Origin of the sequence: Bartonella sp. MR30HLJHH, from assembly GCF_042194195.1 — a bacterium.
Taxonomy (GTDB): Bacteria; Pseudomonadota; Alphaproteobacteria; order Rhizobiales; family Rhizobiaceae; genus Bartonella; species Bartonella grahamii.
Genome location: NZ_JBHIMO010000001.1, coordinates 290,248 through 314,023, shown reverse-complemented (window position 1 = coordinate 314,023; position 23,776 = coordinate 290,248). Strand labels below are relative to the sequence as shown.

At 36.2% G+C, this 23,776-nt stretch carries 15 protein-coding genes and 3 tRNA genes; 8 read left to right on the top strand and 10 right to left on the bottom strand.

Going from position 1 to position 23,776, the window contains the following annotated elements; genetic code table 11:
• Positions 1 to 614 precede the first annotated feature (614 nt).
• On the bottom strand, positions 615 to 1,121 hold the full coding sequence (locus tag ACFIKR_RS01210; protein ID WP_375658500.1) for a helix-turn-helix domain-containing protein: 507 nt from the start codon (positions 1,119 to 1,121) through the stop codon (positions 615 to 617).
• A 963-nt stretch (positions 1,122 to 2,084) separates the two neighbouring features.
• On the opposite strand from ACFIKR_RS01210, the gene ACFIKR_RS01205 reads away from it, so the two are divergent.
• Entirely contained in the window at positions 2,085 to 2,354 is a 270-nt protein-coding gene (locus tag ACFIKR_RS01205; protein ID WP_012754562.1) for a hypothetical protein, read from the top strand.
• Positions 2,355 to 2,576: 222 nt separating this feature from the next.
• Here the strand turns inward: ACFIKR_RS01205 and ACFIKR_RS01200 are convergent, their stop codons facing one another.
• Together ACFIKR_RS01200 and ACFIKR_RS01195 are read right to left on the bottom strand one after the other, a co-directional pair.
• Positions 2,577 to 3,830, bottom strand: coding sequence for an MFS transporter (locus ACFIKR_RS01200; protein WP_375658499.1), 1,254 nt, complete (start codon positions 3,828 to 3,830; stop codon positions 2,577 to 2,579).
• A gap of 223 nt (positions 3,831 to 4,053) precedes the next feature.
• Positions 4,054 to 4,419 carry a dTMP kinase gene (locus tag ACFIKR_RS01195; RefSeq protein WP_375658498.1) on the bottom strand — a complete coding sequence of 122 codons (366 nt, stop codon included), beginning with the start codon at positions 4,417 to 4,419 and terminating at the stop codon, positions 4,054 to 4,056.
• A gap of 1,067 nt (positions 4,420 to 5,486) precedes the next feature.
• On the opposite strand from ACFIKR_RS01195, the gene ACFIKR_RS01190 reads away from it, so the two are divergent.
• The 5 genes from ACFIKR_RS01190 to ACFIKR_RS01170 all read left to right on the top strand — a co-directional run bounded on the left by ACFIKR_RS01190 (position 5,487) and on the right by ACFIKR_RS01170 (position 9,896).
• Positions 5,487 to 5,678: a hypothetical protein gene (locus ACFIKR_RS01190; protein WP_375658497.1), complete on the top strand. Its 192-nt coding sequence runs from the start codon at positions 5,487 to 5,489 to the stop codon at positions 5,676 to 5,678.
• Positions 5,668 to 6,282 carry a hypothetical protein gene (locus ACFIKR_RS01185; protein ID WP_375658496.1) on the top strand — a complete coding sequence of 205 codons (615 nt, stop codon included), beginning with the start codon at positions 5,668 to 5,670 and terminating at the stop codon, positions 6,280 to 6,282. Before ACFIKR_RS01190 ends, ACFIKR_RS01185 begins: the two co-directional genes overlap by 11 nt.
• 450 nt (positions 6,283 to 6,732) lie before the next feature.
• Complete coding sequence (locus tag ACFIKR_RS01180) at positions 6,733 to 7,251, top strand: ATP-grasp domain-containing protein (protein ID WP_375658495.1); 519 nt, start codon at positions 6,733 to 6,735, stop codon at positions 7,249 to 7,251.
• On the top strand, positions 7,244 to 7,750 hold the full coding sequence (locus tag ACFIKR_RS01175; RefSeq protein ID WP_375658494.1) for a hypothetical protein: 507 nt from the start codon (positions 7,244 to 7,246) through the stop codon (positions 7,748 to 7,750). Before ACFIKR_RS01180 ends, ACFIKR_RS01175 begins: the two co-directional genes overlap by 8 nt.
• A gap of 925 nt (positions 7,751 to 8,675) precedes the next feature.
• The gene (locus tag ACFIKR_RS01170; protein ID WP_375658493.1) at positions 8,676 to 9,896 is read left to right on the top strand and encodes an MFS transporter; all 1,221 of its coding nucleotides are present in this window, start codon (positions 8,676 to 8,678) and stop codon (positions 9,894 to 9,896) included.
• Positions 9,897 to 10,366: 470 nt separating this feature from the next.
• Here ACFIKR_RS01170 and ACFIKR_RS01165 read toward each other — a convergent pair.
• From ACFIKR_RS01165 to rplU, 4 genes are all read right to left on the bottom strand, one after another.
• Positions 10,367 to 10,456: transfer RNA gene (locus tag ACFIKR_RS01165), tRNA-Ser, on the bottom strand.
• Between the two features lie 1,351 nt (positions 10,457 to 11,807).
• Positions 11,808 to 14,339, bottom strand: a complete 2,532-nt coding sequence (gene ptsP / locus ACFIKR_RS01160; RefSeq protein WP_375658492.1) for a phosphoenolpyruvate--protein phosphotransferase — start codon at positions 14,337 to 14,339, stop codon at positions 11,808 to 11,810.
• A 1,355-nt stretch (positions 14,340 to 15,694) separates the two neighbouring features.
• Positions 15,695 to 15,964: a 50S ribosomal protein L27 gene (rpmA, locus tag ACFIKR_RS01155; RefSeq protein ID WP_273787451.1), complete on the bottom strand. Its 270-nt coding sequence runs from the start codon at positions 15,962 to 15,964 to the stop codon at positions 15,695 to 15,697.
• A gap of 12 nt (positions 15,965 to 15,976) precedes the next feature.
• Positions 15,977 to 16,456: a 50S ribosomal protein L21 gene (gene rplU / locus ACFIKR_RS01150; RefSeq protein ID WP_375658491.1), complete on the bottom strand. Its 480-nt coding sequence runs from the start codon at positions 16,454 to 16,456 to the stop codon at positions 15,977 to 15,979.
• 285 nt (positions 16,457 to 16,741) lie between these two features.
• Between rplU and ACFIKR_RS01145 the strand changes: the two genes are divergently transcribed.
• A tRNA-Ser gene (locus tag ACFIKR_RS01145) sits at positions 16,742 to 16,831 on the top strand.
• Positions 16,832 to 17,146: 315 nt separating this feature from the next.
• Here ACFIKR_RS01145 and pgi read toward each other — a convergent pair.
• The 3 genes from pgi to ACFIKR_RS01130 form a co-directional block, all read right to left on the bottom strand.
• On the bottom strand, positions 17,147 to 18,811 hold the full coding sequence (pgi, locus tag ACFIKR_RS01140) for a glucose-6-phosphate isomerase (protein ID WP_375658490.1): 1,665 nt from the start codon (positions 18,809 to 18,811) through the stop codon (positions 17,147 to 17,149).
• Positions 18,812 to 19,000: 189 nt separating this feature from the next.
• Entirely contained in the window at positions 19,001 to 22,135 is a 3,135-nt protein-coding gene (locus ACFIKR_RS01135; protein WP_375658489.1) for an efflux RND transporter permease subunit, read from the bottom strand.
• Positions 22,132 to 23,271: an efflux RND transporter periplasmic adaptor subunit gene (locus ACFIKR_RS01130; protein WP_375658488.1), complete on the bottom strand. Its 1,140-nt coding sequence runs from the start codon at positions 23,269 to 23,271 to the stop codon at positions 22,132 to 22,134. The genes ACFIKR_RS01135 and ACFIKR_RS01130 overlap by 4 nt, the downstream gene beginning before the upstream one ends.
• Positions 23,272 to 23,638: 367 nt before the next feature.
• Here ACFIKR_RS01130 and ACFIKR_RS01125 point away from each other — a divergent pair.
• A tRNA-Arg gene (locus ACFIKR_RS01125) sits at positions 23,639 to 23,715 on the top strand.
• The last annotated feature ends 61 nt before the right edge of the window (positions 23,716 to 23,776 follow it).

The window sequence follows — 23,776 nt, the reverse complement described above, 5'->3', positions numbered from 1 at the left end:
AGCAATTCTACTTTTTAGATAAAGCGCCTCAGTAGAATGGCAAGAGTATAAAAATAATTTTTTATAAATTTGTCAAAATACTTCTCAATAAATTAGCTATTCTTATAAGCACAAATTTATGATTTTTTTAACTTATAGCATAGTGTAATGGATGACGATTATCATAATGACCTCACTCTTTTCTGCAAGGTAAGCTGTTTCAATATATGATACATATCTTTAAAAGAAATCTTTCTTAATATAATGATGTACGCTCTGTAAAAAGTTTCAACGTACTCATCTCATCATCTTCATAAAAAGACAAAAGCGCGCCTATAAATAGTCTTTCCTTCTTCTCTCTTATATGTCTGTGACCCTTTTATAGGAACAAAACATCGTCATCGTATTTTCACTGTTGTATAATTTTTTGTATTACTAACTGTAATTTTTTTTATAAGCAGTTTTACCTTTATTAGAGCAATATATTAATTTATAATGACAATTTATCATTTTTCATGTTGAATAAGAGACCAAAAAAATCGTGAGATTTTCTTATTTAAAACCTGTTTATACAGTAAAAAATCAAAAAAGTTTTATTTTTTAAAAAGGCTGTTCATTCGTATCTTATGACGTTTCTAGATGTGCTTTTCAGTTTCGATTTTACGCTTTAAATGTAATTTTAAAAGTGGCAAAGTGGCTTCGACTTCTTCTGTATCATTGAGGTTTTGAATAAGCTCTTGCAATTTTCCATAAAGCTCTGCTGCTAATTCCGCAACATCTTCAGGAGAAAGATCTATTTTTGCATCATGATAGGTCATACAAACCAAATGTCCAAGCTTTTTCATTAGACCAGCAGGAATCGCTTGTGGTTTAAAACCAGCTGCTTTCGCCTTTGCCATATCTGAAAACATCTCGCCATTGCCCGTTACAAGCCAATCTAATGAAACCCCATAAATTTCTTGATATTTGGAGAGCGCAGAGGCTGTAGGCTCACTTATACCAGTTTCATAAGTTCCTATAGAGCCAGTAGTGATACCAAGATGTTCCGCAAACTGCTTACGCTCTGTAAAACCAAGAGCGTGACGCACTTCACGAAAACGTTTTGCCAACTCAGTTTTAGGTTTTGCTTCCGGACGAGCCAAAAAAAACACTCCAAAGTCAATATAATTGTTAACTAAATAATTATTAAATAATTATATTGACTTATACCTCTTGTTACTGCCCCTTATGTTAGGCAAAGATTTACATACATAACCCCACAAAAATGGATGTTACAGTATCTATTTAAGCAGGAGCGAAAATTATGACAATTACATAAAAAATGCAATCGCCGTGGTATTTTACTGAACTGCACCCTGTAATATAACCTTGGCAAAACTCAAGCCTATCAGAGGCTATTTTCCAGAGTCAAAAACATTTGGACACAGCCCAATGAAAAAGCTAAATGCGCCACTGCCAACTTTATCAGTTTGCACGCCAAGAAAATTCTTGCCAACTGCTTTCTCAAAAGTCACAGTTACATTTTTCCAGAAGCAAAAAGCCCAACACAGGTTCTCTCACTCAACAGCCTAGTAAACCTGCTTAAACCTCTTTGCAAGAATCTATAAACACACTTCCCAAAGTTTTTACATTACAACATAAGGTAAAAAGTTTATCAATGTCTAAAAATCAATATAAAACAGGTAAAATAATTGGTATTCTACAAAAAATGAGATTATCACTCGTTATTAAAAAGTTAGACGTTTACAAACCATGTTTGCTTATTTTATATATTAATGGCACTGATTTAGCTGTAATTGGCAATAGAGATTTCAGGGTGTTTGGTTTATCGTCAGAATACTCCTCCTCTATGCACATTAAAAGCCTTTTGGCAATGTATTTAAATGTTATAAGTTCTATAGTAAACACATTGCCATCCATATTTACAATTGGGCGCTTCAAAATCTTGAAGTAATACAGTCTTTAATAGACATTGATTTAAAAGCGCGTATTTTGCAGAAAATTGACAAAACCATGAGGTTCGTATACATGGCAATTCTAAGTGATAATAGTGGAGTAATACTTAAAAAAGCTGTATGGAAAACCGCAACGCGGAGGAATTAAGCATGACCTCTTTATGCGATAAAGAATTATCTGATACATTGGTTGGTCTTTATGACGACTATCAACGCGGTTTCGACATTGGAGAAGAGCTTAAATTGTGCGTGGATTTGGCGTTATCTCTTGAATTGGAACTCAGTATTCACCGTTTAAGTGAAACAGATGCCGTTTTAAAAAAAGAGATTGTGCAAACCTTACATCGTCGTAGAAATACCCATTCCAATGAAGATGAAATTGATACAATTTTTCATATGGATTTTGAAAAACAAAAATAATGCAACACTCTCTCCGTATGATAAGATATTACCTTATCGCTTTATTTTCTACTGCGCTTAAACAAAAAAACTTTCAAGAAGATTTAAATGTTGCGTTTTCGTCTTCTTAACAACAGTGAGATGAATTAAAGAAACGCAGCAATTCTTGTGGGTCGTTATCAAAAAACAGAAAGTATTCTCTAGCATACATCAATTTATGCTTTATTCATTAAGCACCAATTTTTACATTTTCTCACTTCCCTGTAAAAGCAAAATATGAAATATGCTGTAGCGTAAATGTTTATAAAACAGCACTATGAATACTCCAACAAGTGCAAAAATGCTTTGAAAAAAATATATCGATTGAGGTGATATGCTACTGTTATCGCGTGCCATAATGAGATAGACTGCGAGGATCAAGCATCCAGAGATACCATTAAAACTTGCCTGCAATCTTCCTTGGTATTCAGGATCACAAGAGAGTTGTGATAAAGAAATCGAAAGAGCCCAACTCGAAAGTCCAAATCCAATCATAAAGTAAACAGGAAAAACAACAAAATTGTGTGTATTAACAGAGAGAATAGCGAGACCAATAGCCATAAAAGCTAATAAAATGGCTAATGTTTTCCTTATGGATAAAACTTTACAAAGAAGTGGTGAAAAAACCGCACCTGTCAATACGCCCATAGAATAAAGCACCTCAAATATTGCAAAGGTCCTGCTATCCGCATGCAAAACCTCTTGTATATAAGGAACGAGAATAACAGGAATGGTCATCAAAAGAGTCATAATAATCATCTGGCTTACATAAGGTACAAAAAGAGCCGGATTCTGTTTAAAATAATGAAGTGCTGCTGTATAATTTTCCCACCAGTTTTGCTGGTTTTGATTTTTAGATCTTCGGTTTTTAGGTACCTTCATTGCAAAATTAAATAAACCAGCAATAATAAAGAATATACCACCTATTAGAAGAGTTCCTTTTGTTCCTGCATAGGACAGTATCAATCCACTTAAGCCCATACCTGCGATAGTGCCAAGTTCGTAAATCATATCGATAGTCGCATTTGCATTGATGAGCTGTTCCTTCAGCACAATACTTTGAATTAAAGAAATAGCTGATGGCATATAAAAAGAGATAAAAATACCCAAAAGAGCAGATAAGACCATCAATTCAATTTCTATACCAAAATGCCATAGCATTACCCAGCCAACGATTACCAAACCTCTCACAAGATTTGAAATAATAATCTGCATTTTACGATTATATTTATCCGCCAATATGCCCAAAATAGGAGCAAAAATAATGCTAGGCGTCCAAAGAAAAAGCATCATCAACGCTACACCACGGATTGACCCCGTCTGATTGTAAGCAAGCCATGACAATGCAATATAATTTAGTCCATTTCCAAATGTAGCAAATAAGCCGCTCAAAGTAAAATAGAGAAAAGTTCTATTTTCAAATAAAGCAATGCGTTCCTTCAAATTTGAAGTGAACATAAATTATCCTCTAAAATAAATACCAGTCGATATGCATAATACATCCTGTTTTAAAACATGCATTCTTACGATTTTCATTTTAGATCATTAAATTTAAGAAAGCAAAATTCCTTTTTTGAGGCTTTTAAAATCTTTGTGCTGTTGTATGATTAATTCTTCTATGAAAACAAAACATTTATGCACTAAAATATGCTCGAATATATCCCTCTATGTCGTTCTTCTATCACCACACTTCGTCTCTAAAAGAATAAACATATCGATCGCTAATTAATAAATTTTGCGATGAAGCTAAGGAAGGTTCAATAATTTCAAGCGTATGTTTGCGTCTATCTGTCGCTGATAAGAGTGCTAAAAGCAACGGATCAATTGCTTTTCCATTATCTAAGTAATCTCTAATTTCTGGATTATTTCTATACCAATAACTGGGTTGAAAAGTTTGTATTATATGTTTTTCTGTTGAGTAATGGCGAGCAATTTCTTTTGTTTGTGTTGTCTTTCCACTCCCATCAAAATCACATAAGACAATAAAAGAACCAGAAAATTTTTTTGGAGACCACATGGAATTATAAACTTTTTTATCAAGATACATTTTGTCTATATACTCTCCATAAGTTAAATTGTTTTATGTCTAAAATCTCTTAATGTTTAATAAGGTGTTTTTTTACTCGTCTCTAAACAGAAACACACAATACTCCCGCATTTGTATAACTTATTAACTTTATGATAAGTGACGGTATATAGACTTAGTTTTAAGATAAGGTTATATTTTAGACAACTTAAAATGAGATTAAGTGTTTGTAAAAAATATATTTTTTTGCTCACACTACATAACCTGCCATTTTCTAACGAATTCTAGTAGAGTTTCTAAGGATTACTCCTATAGCATCGTGTAAGCATATAGAAATGAATTCGATCTAAGTATATTATTGCCCCTAAGAGCTGATACTAGATTGCGCTACATAAGAATCTAACGAAATCAACTCAATCTTTTCTCAAACCACTGCCCACGCCATAAGGCATTTGGTATCCGATTCCGTCAAAAAGCAGCAGAGCAATTCTCAGAAAACATTCCTGAGATATTGAAATATGCCTTACAAAAGCGTTTGAATCAAATGTTTCACTATATTTTTCGGTATATTCATAAACTGAAACTAAGAATATTATAATAAGCCTTCAAACAACGACGACGCCCAAATCGGACTTAACAAAGCCTCCTAAAACTGAACCAATAATACCTCTCTATGAAAAAGACTACCGTGTAAAGGCTTTAATACAATCGCACACCTTAGCGCTAATGCCATAAATGTTTCCGATAGATAACGAAGTTTGTTATCACAACAACATCTAAAAACGGTCAATAGCAAAACCTCAACCTTGAGTATAAACAAAATCAACTTGAAAGCGAAAAATATATCTCTAAGATATAGTTCCTTATTGGCAAGCCACCTGCCAAGAGACGCAGTAAAAATACCAGCCTCCATCCTACTCATTCTCCTGAAAATAAGCTATCACTACCATAAACATCAGCGTTCAAATTTTCCCTACTGAAAAAACTTGACATGCCCAATAATACGTATATACGCACACCCCTTGTAAACATGTGTGCTGATTTATAATACTGCGTGTTTTTAAGAGATTTCAAAATGGGGGGATGATGTGCACAAACAACTGATGTTTCGGTTTTATGGGCTTGTTGTCCTGCTGTATCTTTCTGATATGGTTTTATTTTTAAGTAATCTTTGGAATGTTTATCGCATAATATCCTCATCGGTTTTCCTAGGCGTAACCATGGCTTTGGGCACCCTTATGCCCTATCTTTTGAAAAAAAAGCGGACTTGTGCGCATTAAAGCCTCACTGCGGTTGGTCGATTTATACAAAAGGCGGATCATTATCTATAGCCTTCTTTTATTGATTGCACTTTTCCATTACGCTGATTCCCCCTTTGGTTTTATCGCTGTCTCTATCTCTATCGGCTATCTCTCTTTGATTACCTTAAGCACACTCGAGACTTATAATACTAAACTAGCACTTAGTGGTTATCTCTTAGAAGCGACCAGCCCACGAGGGGCAGCGGCTGAAATCGGCTATAATGGTTTGATTGTGGCGCTTTGTGTATTTGACATCATTATAAGCCTTATAGCCGGATATATCATCTTTTGCGATGAATATAACACTACAGATACCACAGCACTTGCAACCGATAAGAAGCCAGTGCCTACACCGCAAGCGGATGGACTCTCCCGTGAGCTTAAACTTTTATGCGTCTGCATAGGACTTATTGGCTTCCATATTTGTGCTTATAATACGCTGGCAACCATTCTTTTTCAAAGTGTGAAAAATTTTGGCTCTGAATATTATGGGCTTTGCAGTGCAGTCGCGGGCGTGGACGCTTTTTTGGCTGCTTTTACAAAATCCCTCGCTTTGAATTTATTCTCCCAGCCCTTATGTTGAGCGTGGCTGATCTTATTTTTAGCACCACACAATCGCCCTATTTGGCTATGGTCTTTTGCTTTTTTATTGGCTTTTCAATGAATACCATGCGAATTAATGCCCGCAAACATACGATTGAAGCGACTAAAACAGAGGCTCAAGCAGAGCTGGTGGGAAGCTATAGCGGGCATGCTTTATACTCTCTCCCAATCGGCAGATTATGTTATCCTTGGTCTTCTTACAAGCTCTGCCCTTATGGGTCCTCAAGTAGCTGTTTATTTTCTACCCCTTATAGGGCTAATAATCTTTATTTATGTTCTTTTCCTTTTATCGCAGCGGAACAAAGTATGAGAAAACCTATTCTTATTGTCGACCCTTTCTCCACGGGTGCCCTCTATGGCCCTGCTTTGCAAAAATTAGGCCTATGCTTGTTATGGTGTTGTCTCTCAACAAGCTCCTTTTTTACACTATATGCTTTCTTATCAGGGAGAAGGCATGGCAGAAGCAAAACTTCATAATGTAGATGAGATCAAGATACGCTTTCCTATCGGCGCGATAGAGGCCGTGGTAGCAGGTGCCGAGGTAAGTATTTATTGTGCAGAGCAATTGGCGGCTTATTATGGTTGCCTTGGGAATAATCCCTCAACCACCGATTGGCGACGGAAAAAGGCAGTAATGCAAAGGCGCCTTTGTGAAAAGGGTTTATCTTACATCCGATCAAAAATTCTTACAAAAGACAATTGTACTCTCGATGGTTTTGAAAGTCCCAGCGGCTATGTGATAAAGCCGAATGATTCTGCTGGAAGCGATGGCATTTTGTTTTTTTCCAACCGTGAGGAAGTGGCGGCATGGTCCTCTAGAATCGACTGGACGCAAAAAAATATTTTTGGCGCACCTAACGAGGCTTATTTGCTCCAAGAAAGATTGGAGGGAGAGGAATACATCGTCGACGCCGTCGTAAAAGGAGAGGCTATAAAGGTATGTGCTTGATGCTCAAGATCCCTTTTATGCCCCTCTTATCTCTTATGCAAAACAATGCATTCGCGCGCTGGGGATTGAATATGGACCCGCGCATATGGAAATCATGCAAACAGCTCGTGGTCCAGTAATGATCGAAGTAGGAGCCCGCCTCCACGGAGGAATTGCACCCACTTTATTCGCGCATTGCTATGAAGATGATTTACTTGAAAGCTCCGTTAACCTTATTGCAGGTGTGTTTTCGCAAACACCAAGTCGCTTTAAGAAAAAAGGGCGTATTATCTTTCTTATCAACAAAATCGACGGTCATATTATAAAAAATGTTAACGTATGGCAGCAAAAGCTTCATTCTTGGAAAAATGTGGTTCATTTTATGCTCTTTTTTAAAGAAAACGAGCCCCTCCCCCTAACCATCGATTTAAATACCTGCCCAGCTATTATAGCAATTTGGGGACACAGTGATGATGAATTATCAGCTTTGGAGAGGATCATTCGTAGCAATTTCTTATAAAATACAACAATTGGGAGGAAAACATAGATTCAGCAGCGCGAATAATTGAAAATATAGACAAATATGAAAAATGGATCAAGCTTAACGGATTAAACAACAAGAAAATAATTTTGTTTACAGCTTTATTATCGAGCATTCGCGGATGGATTCTGGTATTATCCCTATCTGGAGCTCCCCTACAGGCATGAAGCAGAAAAGTTATCAAGCATACTTAGTATATTTAATAACAACCGCTATTACCATGCGTGATGGCTCTAAAATGTAGATGGATTTGAACTTTTAAATAATTTTTTTAACTCTTGTATCACTTTATTTCCATACTTTTTAAACAATATTCAATAACTTAAGTAAAATAAATATTTTGGTTTTGGTGTGTTGTTAGTCTAAAGCATATGAAGAGAACTAAAATATTTATATGTCGAGATTGAAGCAGCTCTATTTTACCAAAAGAAGGACTACTATGACATAGGTGAATTTAGCTATTAATCTTTTGCTGTAAACAAGTGGAAAAAGAATGCTGAACGTAGAAATAGTTGCATAAGAATCTTTAACAAAAATGATAAAAATATTACTATTTCTTCTTGTCCCGTACATGAAACGGATGCTATTTGTATTTGTTATCCTTTGCACCATTGTTCGAAATATATTTTAGATGGTTGTCACTTGAAATATGTCTTGGAAAATTATTTGGCAAGAGAACGTGCCCATATGTATTGGAAAGTAATTTCCTATTATTTGTCTCAATCTATGGGCGCAACGTTGCCAAGTATAGAATTCATGCTGACAGATGACTCGCAAAAAATAAGTACCTACAACGCATTTGAACTAAAATTTTATGAAAAAATGGAATTTAGTACCGAACCATATTCGACAATGGAGAAAATCATAAAATGGCTCGAGTCTCTGTTTAAAAGTGAGAAAGCTATTGCGTAATTCTGTTTTTCTTATGATTTTGATTGGTTGTTTGACGAGTTTTTGTGCTAGTGGTGTATTATCTATTGGCCTTTCTTTGTTACAATTCCAAGATACAACTGGAAAAGCATCTGCTACTTTAAATGTTGTTAATTTAATCGCAATTGGAATTGCAGGCTTATGTTTGGGAAATGTGTTGGTGCGCTATCAAGGCTTTATAATTGGGTTTTATAGTCAAATTATTTGCGCTTGTTTATTATCGTTCTTATTATTTATGAACAATCCGGTACTTATTTTATTTGTATTTTTTTTACTTGCTCTCTTGATGGGGGCTGATAATCCAAATAACAACAGTGCCTTGAATCAGCTGGTTCCAGCTCCCAAACAAAAAGCTGGAATTTTTGCACTTTATACTAGTTGCTGTCAGTTTTTTGTTATTATATCCCCATTGCTTATATATTTTATAATTGCGCATTTGGGGCACAAAATGGCCATAGCCTTTATTGTGTTTATTTATCTTTTGAATGCCAGCCTATGGTTTCGTATAAAGTCTATACAACAAATAAACAGAGTAGAAGAGCTATTAAAAAAGCCATCTCAAAAAGCTTATGGAGTTGGTTTTAGGTGCCTTTGGCGGATTTCTTCGCTGCGTTTTTTAACGATTAATCGTATTTTGAATAATTTTCTCTATACGGGGCCTATTGTTCTATTACCACTTGTTCTTGCATCTATAACATCAGATAATACAAAATTTACCGCTATTCAAAATTCTATTTTTGCTTTGTCAGCACTGGGTTTTGTAGTCAATGGTCTTATCTCATCCTATTATTTACGGAAATTTCCATCTTTAATTCGTTTTTTTGTATGGGGAACACCGGCTTTTGCAGCGATCGCAATCTCTTTTGTTTTATATTTAAGTTTTACTCAATATTCCCTTTATATTATGGGGGTTTTATTAGGTATTGGGCAATTTTATTTTAGGGTATCGGGAATAACAATTGGACAAGCTATCACACCTAGTGAAAATTTAGCCGAGGTGATTTTGGCAGGCGATGCCAGTGTGCGCATCATAACAGCTTTATTCTCTATTGTGCTTTTATATGCCGGAAATTTTTTTTCATTTTCTACATTATACGTCCTGTGTATATTTATAGGTTTTTGCGCCCCTTTATTTATTTTACACGGACTATCTATTTACATACAAAGCTTAAAAATAAAAGAAAGCACCGCATGAATGATCTTCAATTATTATATTACGTCAGCCTTTTTTTGATTATTGTATAGATAAAGATTTTGTACAAATATTCATGAAATTAATTTGAAATGAGCACATTGCGTGAGAAAAGCTGAGGTGTTCGTTAGCTCTCATGTGAATAAAACGCATTTAGCCCGTTAATCGGAATTGCAAATAGCACTATGATCACCATTAATTCTGAAACTCTATCAGAAGTTAGTGATAATGGCAAAAATCCCTTAATGATATTTGAAGAGATCGTTTATGCTAGATCAGGTTATCTAAAGATCGAGAGGAGAGTAACTTAGAAGTTATAAAATTCATGGAAATTCAACTGCAATTTCTAGGTATACATAATGACAGATACAGATCGGCGCAAACTGGTCAATTGCAAACAGTAAAAAATCCTGCAAATCCTGAGCTTTTTAAGCTATGTCATATCAAGCATATGAAAGTTCGTTTTAAATTAATGGCGGAGAGAGAGGGATTCGAACCCTCGATATGGTTTCCCATATACACGCGTTCCAGGCGTGCGCCTTCAACCACTCGGCCACCTCTCCAGAAGTCTCGCACTATACCCAGAAAGAAATAACGTGCAAGCCTAAATTATACATTCAAAACTCAAAAAACAAATTTATTTATTAAAGTAAGAGCTTATATCTGTTGAATAACAAGCACATCCTTTCTTTTTAAGAAAAAACTTTTTTCGTGGATAGGTTTGTATAATACAATAATGCGAATAAAAAGATTGTCACCAGTCATAAATTTTCATGCTTATTTACGCACTTTCTGCTTCACAAAAAATACTTCTCTTAAAATTGGCATACAGTCCATGATTTTGCATAATCAAATAATTAAATATCTCTCGCTTAACACCATTGATTACAAACAACTCTCTCTTGAAATGAGATCTACCTGCTAATCACTTTTATGTTTCAGATAATATATAAGACATTGATCTATAATGATAAATATTCTTTATACATCATAAAAACCTCGAATATCGTAAATTTTTCTCATCATAACCCTTTTCATATTGAATTAATTAAAATCACTTGCTTATACGTCATAAGCGGGGATGGTATGTGGAGGAAGTACATTTTAAGAGAGGATAAATGGCTCTTATGCATTCTCTCAAATAGCACGAATTGTTGCAACATCGAGGGCTGTAGAATAGTGTGATAGTGTCAGTTTCCTCCTTCATAGGATCACAGAATAAGCCCTAGTCTAAATCCTCTATTCAATTTCACACTTTCACACTTCTATATTTAGTTGATACTAAAGAAAATAAAATTAAGACAAAAAAGACCTTTGCATTTTTAATTTAATATGTATGAATATATCTTATTTTCTGAAATGAGAAAATAGTCTCATTTTTGTCAAATACAAAATCATAAAGATGTAAACCTGTTTTCATTTTTACCATATACTTTTAAATTCAGCTTTACAGTTTTCAAAATATCTAAAGTAATCTCTATTATTTAAAAGAGATTACGTATTAATTCATACTTTTGATTATCGCATTCTTTAAGTAGGATATGCTCTCATAACAAAACAGAATACTCTAAGAATACGATTTTCTTTCTCATCCACACGTTTATTTAAAAAACATTTCTTAAAGCTTGTCACATCTATCTCATACGGTGTCTATGAATAGTATAACATCTATTGAATAGCATCATCTTTCCTTAAATAAAAAGTACAAGCCAAGTACCATCATGCTATTTATCCCCTAATGTTGCAACATCCCTTGCTATTTGAGAGAATGCATAAAAGGCATTTATTCTTTCTTAAAGTGTTTTTATCCACATGCTACTCCTCCCTGTAACGTATAAAAGAATAATGTTTTACAGCACTAACGATCTGATTGCTCTGCAAAATGAGCTCCCTCGTTCCCCTTAATGTTCTTTATCACCTTATATCCTTGCTTAGAGTACGTACAGCTCGTGCAGTTTCACATTGTAATGCTTTTTGTGCTAAAATTTTCATATCTTCAAAACTATGAGTCTGCAAACACGCCTTTACTGGAGAAATATCGCAAGATATCATAGAAAGCTCATTAATTCCCAACCCAGTCAAAATCATTGCACCAAAAGGATCTCCAGCCATACCACCACATACACTAACCCAACACTTATGTTGTGAAGCTCCCTGAATAGTCTGATAAATCATACGCAAAACTGCTGGATCAAGGCTATCAGCTTCAGACACAAGGTACGGGTTTTGCCGATCAACAGCCATTGTATACTGTGTTAGGTCATTGGTTCCAATTGAGAAAAAATCAACATGGGCGCTCAACACATCTGCCATAATGGCGGCTGCTGGAACTTCGATCATAATACCAAGTTTTAATTTTGGTGCATCAATATCATTGCGGATTTCTTCTGCAATCTTTTTTATAGTAACAATCTCTGAAACAGACATTACCATCGGAAACACAATCCATAGATCTCCGCCTTCTTTTGCTGCTCGATACAAAGCACGTAATTGGGGCACCAAAAGATCACGTCGACGTAACAAAAGCCGCGTTCCTCGAACACCTAAAAAAGGATTATCCTCTTTAGATAAATGTAAATGCGTAACCTGTTTATCCCCACCAATATCGAGCGCACGAATAATTAATGGCTTATCTCCTACAGCTGTAATCATCGCCCGATATATATTAAATTGTAGCTCTTCATCCGGAATATGTGGATTCTCTAAAAACAAAAATTCCGTGCGCATGAGTCCAACACCTTCAGCCCCCAAATCAAGCGCAACAGGAACCTGATTTGCGTAGTTGACATTAGCCATGATACGAATTCTTTGACCATCTGTCGTTTGCGCTGGTAATCTACACGCACTTATTTCACTGAAACGTTTTTGCGCAACAGTATCAATATGCCTTTGAGCATCTTCAACGTCTTCAAGCGTAGGATCAAGGTAAATAAACCCGTTATCGCCATCAATAATAGCCTGAATATCAGACTGAATCGCTAAAATATCATCACCTGCAGCAACAACCATTGGAATACCAAGAGTACGCGCCAAAATAGCTGTATGAGATAATGGACCTCCCCATGCTGTTGCTAATCCTTTCACCCTTGTACAATCAAGTTGTGCTACATCAGAAGGGGAAAGATCATTTGTAACTAGAATTACACCATGTGGAATATCATTTAAAAAGAACGATCTATAGGATGGATTGATTTCACCTAAAACACGTCGACCAACATCAACTAAATTAACAGCACGTGCTGCTAACAAAGGATTATCTACCTTAAAAAACATATCTGAAAATTGACGAACTGCTCTATCCCAAGACCAAGCGACACCATGACCTTCTGCTATAAAACGACAAGCTTGAGCTATTAAATTTTCATCTTCAAGCAAAACCATTTGCGCAGAAAAAATCGCAGCAGAATCTGCTCCCATACGCACTGTAATATCAGAAATCACAGATGCCATTTTATGTTTTGTTTTTGTAAGAGCATTTTCAAGACACGCTGCACCAGCTGCAAAATCAATTGGCTGATCTATTATGGAAATATCATTTTGCCTTAAAACAAAAATCTTACCAAATGCTAATCCTGAACTTGCTCCAACACCAGAAATGCCTTTTTGCATAGAGCGTGGATACCAACCATGAAAAGCCTTTGTTTGAGATTCCATTGCTCTCATCAGGCATTTTTCACTAATACTCACTTTTTTTACAATAGCAATGGCATCATTGAGAAGTTGTGCTCCTTCTGCAGCATCTGTAGAAAAAATCAGAACATCACCGTTTTTTGCTCCTAATTGCAATAAACCAACCAAATTTTTCATTTCAACGGCATATTGACCATGGCGAACTCTGATAGAATTTTGTGCCTTTTTTGCAAAATCAACCCAAAGAGAAGCTGGTCGTGCATGAAGACCACTTGGATAATCTAAAGTCCATTCCTGACACACCGAAAGGTCACCAATAAAAGTTTTTTCTATCTTCATATCTTGATCAAACAAAGTTCTAACAATTTGCTGTTTGTCCATAGTTGTCGCAAGCACTTCAAGCTGTTTTTTATCAAATAAAAGAGACGTCAATTTTTTACAAATTTCTCTATAGTGATCTGGACACGCTGCAATGGCAATAACCAAATGTGCTTTCTTGCCATCCTGCCACTCAACACCAGCAGGAACCTGTATAATAGCAACAGCGTCCTTGATAATTAAATCACGATTTTCAGCCATACCATGAGGAATGGCTATACCATTTCCAAGCCAAGTATTGGTTCTTTCTTCACGTGCGAGCATGCTTTCCAGATAACACTTATCAACTGCGCCAACCTGCACAAGCAATTCAGCAGCAGCACAAATTGCATCATTTTTATGATCAAAAGCAGCTGCAAGTTGCACAGATCTTATAGACAAGATTTCACCCTCGGTAAAATCTACATTCATTGCTTCTGCTTTCTCACATCTCATCATAAATTCAAATTGCCTCACATTTGAACACCAATATCTCTGATAAATTCCCTTTCAAAGCTGTATTTCCCAAAATACAAGCTATAAATACCACCACCACTCTCTTTATATTTTACGAAATGCAGCTAAGTGAGGTGCTTAAAAGCATCATAAGCAAGTCTGCCTCTTACTCTTTTACTTTACAAAGATAAAACCCCGATTTTTACAGCACCAATCACCTAAAAAACTATATTTTAAAAACGCTCTCATTATCCCAAGTTATTCAACATAACTTTTCATTATTCTCCCTACAAGAAAGCATCCTTCCCAATTACCTGTAACTTCAGCTAATATTTTAACTGATTCCTCAAAGTTTATTTAACCTATTATCCCTCTTTATAAACTCATTACATAATTATAAATTGCTCCATGCAACTTATCATCTTTAAAATTCCGTGTAGCTCATCCTATGATACTAAATCCTTGATATATAATATATATATTTTAAGCCAATCCTTTACTTCAATCAATATCGCAGACACACAATACCCTCTGTCACACATTTGCAAAGTACGAACATCCCCCAAGCACCATCATCAATTACTAAAATCAAGGAAAACTCTACAAATAGGACAAATAAAGTAAAAAATGAAACGCAGTTATTGCCTTAACCCTAGCTCTTATGCTTTTTTATTTTCAAAAATGCACAATACAATAATAGTGAAATCAGAAAAAATATTCTTGAAGAGCGCTGATTGCACATTGGTTATTTTTATATCTTTAAACAGCGTCCTCCTTAAAAATATAACTTCACTCTCGATTTACCGAAAACTCCTTAATGCACGTCACTTTCAAAGTAGTTTTGACTGCCATCTTATGGATTTTTTTATCCCTATATCCTTTTAAATGAATAGCCCCACCTATCCACACCACCACCTAAAAACAGTATGACAACTCATCAATACTACAATGCCAATAAAAAGAGCCATCTTTATCAAAATGATTACATAAATAATGCTTTCATTAAATTTCTCATAATTTCCTGAAAACAAACTGCTTCTCCTATAAAGAAATTACTAGACACTTCTTCATGCATAAAAAGAAAGTCTCTCCTCACTATAATTATACAGAAATTTATCAACAAATTCTATCATAATATCAATACGTTCAGTACTAAATACTAACATAACACCGCACAAACTTCCCCCCTCATTGAGAAACGTCATTTCCCCAATTCTACCTTTTTCGTATATCTTCTACATTTATTATAGTACCAAAGCAAAAAGGGAAAGATGAGATTCTATCTTTCCCTTTTAATACTTATAAAACCACAACTACAATTCAATGGAATCCTGTTGATTGCTAGAGAGTGTTACAGATTACTCTGCTGCCTCCACCATAGGAATGACTGAAACATAGGAACGATCACCCGCTTTGCGTTGAAAAGAAACCTTTCCATTTGATAATGCAAAAAGCGTATGATCTTTTCCAATGCCGACATTGTTGCCAGGATGCCAACGCGTACCACGCTGGCGAATAATAATATTTCCAGCAATAACGGTTTCACCACCAAATTTTTTAACGCCTAGACGTTTCGATTCTGAATCGCGACCATTACGCGAGGAACCACCAGCTTTTTTATGTGCCATAGACGCTCTCCTTTAGCCTTTCTTACTCTTTGATGCTACAGACGCTTTCTTCTGCGACGCAGTCTTTTTTTCAGCCGTCTTTTTAGCTGTCTTCTCAACAGAAGCAGAATCTTTTGTTTCTTTTGATGCAGTTGCTTCTTCTTTTATCGGCTTTGCAGCTGCTTTTTTAGGTTTTGAACCACCCATTAAAATTTCTAACACACGAAGCCTCGTAAATTCTTGACGATGACCACGCGTGCGTTTAGAATTTTGACGACGGCGCTTCTTAAATGCGATAACCTTGCGCCCACGTGCCTGTTCTACAATCTCAGCTGTCACCAATGCATCAGCAACGACAGGGGTACCAATAACCGCATTACCTTCTTGCCCAACCATCAATATGTCATTGAATTCAACAACATCACCCGCATTTCCTCTAACTTTTTCAACTTTTACCACTTGATTAGCAACAATGCGGTATTGCTTACCACCAGTTTTAATGACTGCGAACATTTTTTATCCTTCCGTTCACTCCAGCTCTTATTTAATTTCTGCCTTGAAATAAGGGAAAATAGGCTGCTTTTTATCAGTCGTAATAAATTTTAAAGAAGGATAAAACCTTCTTCAACACAAATATGCGCAGATTTCCCCACGCTCATATTCTGTATATATGAAGGAATTTCTATTCTCTGTCAATAAAGTCCCATAAAAAAGAAAAAAAGGTTGTACCAAAAACAATTGAAGGTTATCTACCCCTTATATACTCAAATAGTGCCGATTTTTGTTTTACTTTATTATGGAGAGATGGCTGAGTGGTTGAAAGCACCGCACTCGAAATGCGGCATAGGGGCAACTCTATCGGGGGTTCAAATCCCTCTCTCTCCGCCAAAGTTTATAAAGCGATATTATTAAAATGTCTTTAATCATAGCTTGCCGATGGATTCTGTATATTTTTACCTAGTGTAGCTTGCCAGCAGGTTTTGTACCAATTCATTTTTCAAAAGTCCTTCACGACTTTTCAAAGCTCTTTATCGTTTTTGCGAATAAATTCTCATTATTACAATTTTTTCACTTTTTGGTTTTCTGTTACATAAATATAGTTCAGATAATAAGAGAACGCATAGTAAAACTAAAGAATTATCTCATATTTCTCTCTCATTCTACTTTTGCTTAGTTAGTACAAAACCTACTGTCAAATTATATTTATTTTGCACGTCTTTCTTGAATATGTGCTAGCAACCCTAATGTTGAACTATCGCGATTATCCGCTTTACTTTCTCCACGAAGAATTGGTAGTAACTCATTTGCTAATTCTTTACCAAGTTCAACCCCCCATTGATCAAATGAATTAATATTCATTAAAATCCCTTCAACAAAAATACGATGTTCATAAAGCGCAATAAGACGACCGAGTGTAAAAGGTGTTAATAAATCTTGAACCAACGTAATGCTGGGACGGTTTCCTTTAAAACTTCTATGAAGTGCTAAATGATTTGCTTCACCCTCATTAACTCCATTTTTTATCAAGATATGCCGAGCATCTTCAATACTACGCCCCTTCATCAATGCTTTTGATTGTGCTAAACCGTTTGCTAGCAACATCTCATACATAGAATGTAAATTTTGCTCATGCCCTTTTATAAATAAAATAAATTCTACAGGAATAATATCTGTTCCTTGATGCAGAAGCTGAAAAAAAGCATGTTGACTATTTGTTCCTGAATCCCCCCAAACAATCGGACCACTTGAAAAACTTAATGGTTTTCCATCCAGCGAGACTTGCTTACCATTTGATTCCATATCAAGCTGTTGTAAATAAGCTGGAAAATGTATTAAACGCTGTGCATAAGGAATGATAGAACGTGATGAATAACCACAAATAACACGATGCCAGAATCCTAAAAGAGCAAAACGAATAGGAATATTTTTATGCAAAGGCATAGTTTTAAAATGTTGGTCCATTTGCAACGCACCATTGAGAAATTGGCGAAAATTTCCACCACCTATTGCAAACATAACAACAAGTCCAATGGCTGACCAAATTGAATAACGTCCTCCCACCCAATTCCAAAATTTAAAAACTCTTGTGGAATCTATGCCAAATTCTGCCACTTTATCAAGCGCACTTGAAACAGCAACAAAATGCGTACCAACGGCTTCTTCTCCTAAATGTGAACAAATCCACTGACGTGCAACTTGAGCATTTACCATTGTTTCAGCCGTTGTAAAAGTTTTAGAAGCAATGACAAACAGCGTTGTTGCTGGATTCAAAATAGAGAGAGTATCAGAAATATGGGCACTGTCAGCATTAGAAACAAAATGACACTGTGGACCATCATGATAAGGTTTTAAAGCATATGTGACCATTGCAGGACCAAGATCAGAACCACCAATACCAATATTAACAATATCACTTATTCTCTCGCCGCTGTTTCCCTTATAGCTGCCATCACGTACCTTTTCAGAAAATCTTTCCATATCTTCAAGGACGTCTTGAATATCGCGAATAAGATTATGACCATCCAACATGAAAATTTCATCAGCAGGTAAACGTAACGCAATATGAAGAACTGAGCGTTTTTCAGTTGTATTAATCGCCTTACCAGAAAACATTGCATCACGCCGGCCTAACACATCTGCTGCGACAGCTAAATCATCTAGAAGTTGCAATGTTTTAAATGTCACACCACATTTTGAAAAATCAAAAAGAAGATCATCAAATCTGAGGGAAAAATGGGAAAAACGCTGTTCATCTTCTACAAAATGTCGACGAATATCATAGACCCCATCCTTTGCAGCATGGTTTTTTAAAGCTTTTAATGTGGCTTCAAAAGCCTTTTCATTTCGAATCGAAAAGCTATCTCCCATAAGCTTATCCTATACGGTTATTGATAATGAAATCTATGCCCAAACCATAACAAAGCAGAAAGCGCCTCCTTTATTGCTCGCTATTTTCACTGCTCACATAAAAATGAAGGAATATACAAAATAAAAGGATAAGATCCGAAAATGATATTTTTACAGGAATAAACTTTCAAACCTTTTCTATCAGATACATCATTTAACTTGATTGAGTTCTTTTGTTAAGCGTAAATCTTCTTCTGCTTTTGGTCTTATAAAACGCCCCAAAAAAAGATAAACAACCGGTGTGACATAAAGCGTAAAAATAGTTGCTAAACCTAAGCCACCAACGATAACCCAACCTAAAGCTATACGAGCTTCTGCGCCAGCACCTTTGGCTAAAACCAAAGGAATACCTCCTAAAATGGCACAAACCATTGTCATACAAACTGGACGAAGTCGAATATTTGCTGCTTCTTCTACGGCTTCACGCACGCTTCTTCCCTGATCTCGTAATTGATCTGCAAATTCAACAATGAGAATACCATTTTTTGCCATAACACCAATTAACAAAATTAATCCAATTTGGCTGTAAATATTAAGACTCACACCACTTAATAGCATAGCAATTACAGCACAACCAATCCCTAATGGGACAGTGGCCATGATAATGAATCCTGAAATAAAGCTTTCAAACTGAGCCGCCAAAATCAATAAAATAATCAAAAAGGCAATGCCAAAAACAATCATAAAATTGGAAGATGTTTCATTAAGCGTTTCGGCTTCCCCTAAGGGAACCAAGTAGGTTCCTTTCGATAACAAAGGAGAAGCAATTTTCTGTACAGTTTGGTAAGCTTCCCCTAAAGCAATATCTGGAGCAAGATTTGCGCTTAAAATAACAGCACTCATGCGTTTTTCCCGTTTTAGTTGGGGAGCGATAGCTTTTTCATGTAAACGCGCAATGACCGATAAAGGAACATATCGATTGTCTTTAGTCTTTAAAAAAATATTTTCTAAATCGCTAGGACTCTTCATAGAATTTGTACGCGATATCAATTTAACATCGTAAGAATGATCATCCACGTTAATAGAACCAATCTTTTTACCATCCAACATTGCTTGTAATGTATCGCCCAAATTGGTGATATCAATCCCTAAATCGGAAGCTTTTTTTCGATTGATTTCAATAAAAAATTGCGGTTGTGTTGCATCAACAGTAAGGCGTGGGCGAATAAAACGCGGATCATCTTGTAAAGCACTCACCAGCTTATCAGCAATAGGTTGTAATGTTGCATAATCATTGCCAAGAATTGCAAATTGCAACCCTTGGCCAGTTCCGCTCACACCTAGAGAATTTCCCTGCGCAGCAAACACAAAAACTGCGGGAAACTGTTTAACCTTTGCATTAACATCTTTCACGATTTCTTGCTGACTACGTAAACGTTTATCCCAAGATGAAAGCAATAAAATCAAAAAAGCAGTATTGGGTGAACCTCCAATACCCGCGATAGAATAACTGTTAGCAATCTCCCCTGCATCACGTAATGGCTGTAGACTTGCTTCAATTTGCTCTACCTGCTCGTTCAAATATTGTGTTGAAATACCTTGTGGTCCATTAATAACCAAAAAGATAAGAGCTCTGTCTTCTGCTGGAGTTAATTCCTGTTTCAGCTTCATATAGCCTCCAACACAAAGCCCCGCAAAAATAAGTGAAGCAAAAACAACAGACCAAGGCTTTTCTAAACACTTATGCAAACTGTAAGTATATGCCTTATGAAGAAAAGTACCTAATTTATATAAAAAAGTAAAATGATGGGACTTTTCTTCTTTCTCCTCAATATGTTCTTTGAGAAAACGTGAAGCCAGCATGGGACAAAGCGTTAAGGCAACAATTGAAGAAAGCAAAATAGAAATTGCCAAAACAAAACCAAATTCTCTAAAAAGCCCTCCAACTTGCCCAGGAAGAAAGGAGATAGGAACAAATACAGCCACTAAAGTCAATGTTGTTGCGACAACAGCAAAAAAAACTTCACGTGTTCCTAACACCGCTGCAGCTCTGGAACCTAACCCCATATTGCGCCATCGAACGATATTTTCCAGAACAACAATGGCATCATCCACAACAAGCCCTGTTGCTAAAACAAGTCCTAACAATGTGAGAATATTCAATGAAAACCCCACAAGATAAATAGCTGCAATGGTACCAATCAAGGCAACAGGAAGAGATAAAGCAGGTATCAGTGTTACACGAATATCTCTGAGAAAAAGAAAAATGACTAAAATAACGCTCAAAATAGCAATGACCAACGCAACCTCAACCTCATGAAGGGCACTTTTAATAAAAATTGCATCGTCATTAATAACGTCTATATGTACAGAAGAAGGAACAATACTTTTGAGATTATCAACAACGGCTCTTACACCTTGAGAAATATTAAGCGTGTTGGATTGTGCTTTCCGCACGATACCTAATCCAATACCTGTCTTTCCATTGATACGAAGAATAACCGTTTCTATATCCGGCGATAAAGTAACATGCGCAACATCACCAAGATGCACATGAGGCTTTAGAACAACTTGTTCAAAAGATTCTGGTGTTGTTAAACGTGCAGTGGCACGGACAACTAAAGTTTGCTTAGAATTGCGTAATGATCCTACTGGCACATCCGTTGTCATATCAGCAAGAACACGTGAAATATCTGCTACTGTTAATCCATAACTTGCAAGTTTTGCTTGATCTATATCAATCTGAAAAATCTTTGTGCGAGCACTATCAACCTGTACATCACCAACACCATCAACAGCAGAAATTGCATCAACAATCTGATCATTTACAATCGTTGTTAAATCATCAATACTCATTGTTGGTGACGTCACAACCAAATACATCATAGCAGCAGCATTCGAATCTGCTTTAATGATTAAAGGAGAATCTGCATTTTTTGGTAAAGAATAAGCAATACGAGACAGAGCATCACGAATATCAGATGCCGCTACATTCAAATCAACACCGACATTAAAATTAATCTGCACACGAGAGCGTCCAAAAGAAGATGTTGAAGAAATCGTCTTAACACCGGAAACACGGGAAACCGCATCTTCTATAACTTTTGTTACTTCACGATCAATGGTTTCTGCAGATGCACCAGAAAACATCGTCACAACCGTTGTTACTGGAGTATCAACATCGGGTAATTCTCTTACATCAACATTCAACCATGCTGCAAATCCTGCAATGATGATCATAGCATTTAAAACAAAAGTAAAAACCGGTCTGCGAATAAATAAGGCAATGAGACCACCTTGCTCCACCTTTGACCTAGGCTGTTTTGTGCTCAATTCTTGGCTCATTGTATATCCGTTCCATAAACTGCTGATAATTGCTGTTGATAGGACTTTGGATCATCAATAGTTACTTTACTTCCTGGATAAAGCATTTGCACCCCTTGAATGACAACTTGATCACCCTTTTCTAGGGGAGCTTTCACGAAAACCTGATCCGCTTTATGCTGAATAATTGATACGGGAATAGACTCTACTTTTCCTTCTCTCACACGCCAAACGAATGACCCTTCACTATTCCATTGAACCGCAAGAGGATTAACGACAGGAAAAGAACCACCATGAAATTGCAATGCAACAGAAAAGGCCATACCAGACATGAGCATATCTTTTTCATTATTGATTTCAACCTGAGCATGAAGTGTGCGACTTTCTGGATCAACAATATTATCAATCGCATAAATATGACCAACAAAAGATTTATCTGGCTGCGCGGTTAACGTTGCCGTTACCTCATCTCCTTTATGGATGCGCGACACATATCGTTCAGGGGCCCATATATCGACCAAAATACGTTCTCTATTCTCAATACGGCCTATTACAGTATTAAGGGTCACGTTATTCCCCACATCAACGGGCAAAATACCAACAACTCCAGGAATCGGTGCACGAATTGTTCGCCGATCGAGATCTAATTCAGCATTACGCAAAACTAAATTTGCGTTATCTAACTCTAAGCGTGCCGTAATTTCTTGAACTTCCGTTGCTGTATTGCTGGCGCGTAATTTAAGAATGCGCGAAAGCGTTAACGCATTATTATCACGTTGTACTTTTGCTTTTGCAGCTGCTATTTCCTCTTTTTTAGAATCAAGCTTTGCAATCACATCATCGACTTGTACTTTTGTACCAGCTGATACAAAAAGCTTATCAATAACACCTGAGGATAAAGGGGTAAGATCGACTTCTGCAAGAGCTTTTCCATTCCCAAGAACGTTAAGTTGTTCATAAAAATCTTGAATTTTCACAAGATTAACGACAACATTTGTCGGTGGTCTTCCCATTTTTTCCTTTGAAGATTTATACGATACTCTCGTTTTATCCACCGTAGAAATGGGGTGTTCTGCACTCTGTTTTCCAGCCCAATAAGTAACCGTTAAAACGACAATTAAAAACACCAATGGAAAGCTCTTTTTTAATAACGCCATACATCCACCCTTGCTGTATCATGTTCATCTGAAATAGTTTTCAACAGTAATATCGGCGTTTTACACAAAAACCAAACAGCGGGTGTATATATCTTACCCCCCCACCGCAAAAAACACATCTCATCTTTGCTTGACTATCTTTCATAGATTAAAACGTCAAGTTAACTATCGTTCATATTGCTTTGTACGGTCACAACAAAAAATGATCATATCAAAACCAACTGAAACCATAATATATTATATCCTTTTTTAAAATATCTCATAAAAAAGAGAGTTTTTTTTATTACTATCCAAGTTTCACTTGCATTTCTTTAATGAAACGATTAGGAACCCTTTGTCGTAGACAATGTAAAAAACTGAAATGTATGCACCCGTAGCTCAGCTGGATAGAGCACCAGACTACGAATCTGGGGGTCAGGAGTTCGAATCTCTTCGGGTGCGCCATCTATCAATAATATCTTCTTATAAATTCAGGCTCTTTAAATTCTTTATTTTGTGATTTATT

What these genes read in the sequence shown, in the direction of transcription:
- ACFIKR_RS01130 (WP_375658488.1), bottom strand. Translation starts at nt 23,271, where the DNA reads ATGGCGTTATTAAAAAAGAGCTTTCCATTGGTGTTTTTAATTGTCGTT.
- pgi (WP_375658490.1), bottom strand. Translation starts at nt 18,811, where the DNA reads ATGGGAGATAGCTTTTCGATTCGAAATGAAAAGGCTTTTGAAGCCACA.
- rpmA (WP_273787451.1), bottom strand. Translation starts at nt 15,964, where the DNA reads ATGGCACATAAAAAAGCTGGTGGTTCCTCGCGTAATGGTCGCGATTCA.
- ACFIKR_RS01135 (WP_375658489.1), bottom strand. Translation starts at nt 22,135, where the DNA reads ATGAGCCAAGAATTGAGCACAAAACAGCCTAGGTCAAAGGTGGAGCAA.
- ACFIKR_RS01205 (WP_012754562.1), top strand. Translation starts at nt 2,085, where the DNA reads ATGACCTCTTTATGCGATAAAGAATTATCTGATACATTGGTTGGTCTT.
- ACFIKR_RS01200 (WP_375658499.1), bottom strand. Translation starts at nt 3,830, where the DNA reads ATGTTCACTTCAAATTTGAAGGAACGCATTGCTTTATTTGAAAATAGA.
- ptsP (WP_375658492.1), bottom strand. Translation starts at nt 14,339, where the DNA reads ATGATGAGATGTGAGAAAGCAGAAGCAATGAATGTAGATTTTACCGAG.
- ACFIKR_RS01195 (WP_375658498.1), bottom strand. Translation starts at nt 4,419, where the DNA reads ATGTATCTTGATAAAAAAGTTTATAATTCCATGTGGTCTCCAAAAAAA.
- ACFIKR_RS01180 (WP_375658495.1), top strand. Translation starts at nt 6,733, where the DNA reads ATGCTTTCTTATCAGGGAGAAGGCATGGCAGAAGCAAAACTTCATAAT.
- rplU (WP_375658491.1), bottom strand. Translation starts at nt 16,456, where the DNA reads ATGTTCGCAGTCATTAAAACTGGTGGTAAGCAATACCGCATTGTTGCT.